The following is a 1,848-nucleotide window of genomic DNA, read 5'->3' on the forward strand; positions in this document are numbered from 1 at the left end:
CGATCGCGGTGTTCCTGCCGGTCGTGTTCCTGCGCGACGTCGAAGGCCAGATTTTCGCCGACCTCGCGCTGACGATCTCGATTGCCGTGGTGATCTCGGTCATCGTCGCGATCACCGCGCTGCCGGCGGCAGCGGGATGGCTCAAGGCGAAGAAGCTCAAGTCGGGTTTCGGCGACGGCTGGCCGTGGCTGACCGACAAGATCATGGCCTTGACCGACACGCGGCCCAAACAGATCGGCTGGGTGTTCGCCCTGCTCGTGCTGCCGCTCGCGGCGACGTTCGCGTTCATGCCGCGCCTCGACTACCTACCACCGGTCAAGCGCGCCGCGATCGACACGTTCTTCAATTTCCCGCCCGGCATGCCGCCCGAGGTGATCGACCGCGAGATCGTGCCGACGATCCTCGCACGCATGAAGCCGTACATGGACGGCACCAAGCAGCCGCAGCTGAAGAACTGGTACGTGATCATCTTCCCCGGCGGCGGCACGATCGGCGCGCGCGTGGTCGACGAGAAGCGCATCGGCGACCTCGAACGCATCGTGCGCGACGAGATCACGGTCGGCTTCCCGGATACGCGCGCGTTCACCCAGGAAGGCGACCTGTTCGGCGGCTTCGGCGGTTCGGCTCGCGCGGTGTCGATCCATCTGCAGGGCGACGATCCGGCCAAGCTGTACAAGGTCGCCGAGAGCGGCCGCCAGCTGCTCGAAGCGAAATTCAAGGGCGCCAACGTGCAGGCGTTCCCGCCGACCGACGCAGCGCAACTCGAACTGCGCGCAGCGCCGGACGACCGTCGCATCGCCGAGGCCGGCTGGGACCGCGCCACGCTCGGCGACATCGTGCGCACGCTCGGCGACGGCGCCTGGCTCGGCGAATACTTCGACGGCGAGCAACGCGTGCCGGTGATCCTGCGCGCGAGCGCCGGGCAGACGCCCGAGGAACTCGCGCAGACGCCGGTCGTCGCGCCGAACGGCAAGGTGATGACGGTCGGCGAGATGGTGCATCTCGACACCGCACTCGGCCCCTCGCAGATCCGCCGCCTCGACCATCGCCGCACGGTGACGCTGACGATGGATCCGCCGGCGACGCTCGCGCTTGAAGACGCACTCGCGACGATCGACAAGGAGATCCTGCCGACGCTGCGCAAGCAGTTGCCCGACGGCACCATCCGTCTCGCCGGCAGCGCCGACCGCCTCGAGCGCATCGTCGGCACGATCGGCAAGAATTTCCTCCTCGCCCTGTTCGTGCTCGGTCTGCTCATGGCGGCGATGTTCAAGTCGCTGCGCCATGCCGTCATAGTCGTGCTCACCGTGCCGCTCGCGCTGATCGGCGGCATGCTCGGCCTGCGCGTGCTCGGCGTGTTCGCGTTCCAGCCGCTCGACCTGCTGTCGATGATCGGCTTCATCATGATGGTCGGCGTCGTCGTCAACCACGCGATTCTGCTCGTCGACCTGACCCGCCACGCGCAGGAGAACGGCGCGAGCCTCGCCGATGCGATCCGCATGTCGCTCAACCAGCGCCTGCGCGCGATCCTCGCCTCGACCCTGACCGGCGCGCTCGGCGCGCTGCCGATGGCGGTCAACCCGGGCCCTGGCAGCGTGATCTACCGCGGCCTCGCCGCGGTCAACGTCGGTGGCGTCGTGGTCAGTCTGATCTTCTCGCTACTGCTGCTGCCGAGCCTGATGCAGCTGTTCTTCGCCGGCGAACGCAAGCGCGTCGCGCTCGCACCGCCGCGCGGGGAACGGCCAAGGCTGGTCGATGCGGAGGCCGCGTAATTCGAAACGGTTACATGACACTTCCCGGTGCTGCCATGAACAAGACTTTTCTCGTCATTTCCATTTCCCTGTTTTG

General features: G+C 67.3%; 1 protein-coding gene. It reads left to right on the forward strand.

Annotated elements, in window-relative coordinates; genetic code table 11:
- Positions 1–1,772: efflux RND transporter permease subunit (locus VF497_RS09645; RefSeq protein ID WP_330888088.1), on the forward strand; the 1,772-nt coding region annotated here is incomplete at its 5' end.
- Positions 1,773–1,848: the final 76 nt, after the last annotated feature.

The organism is Rudaea sp. (genome assembly GCF_036383415.1).
Classification (GTDB): domain Bacteria; phylum Pseudomonadota; class Gammaproteobacteria; order Xanthomonadales; family Rhodanobacteraceae; genus Rudaea.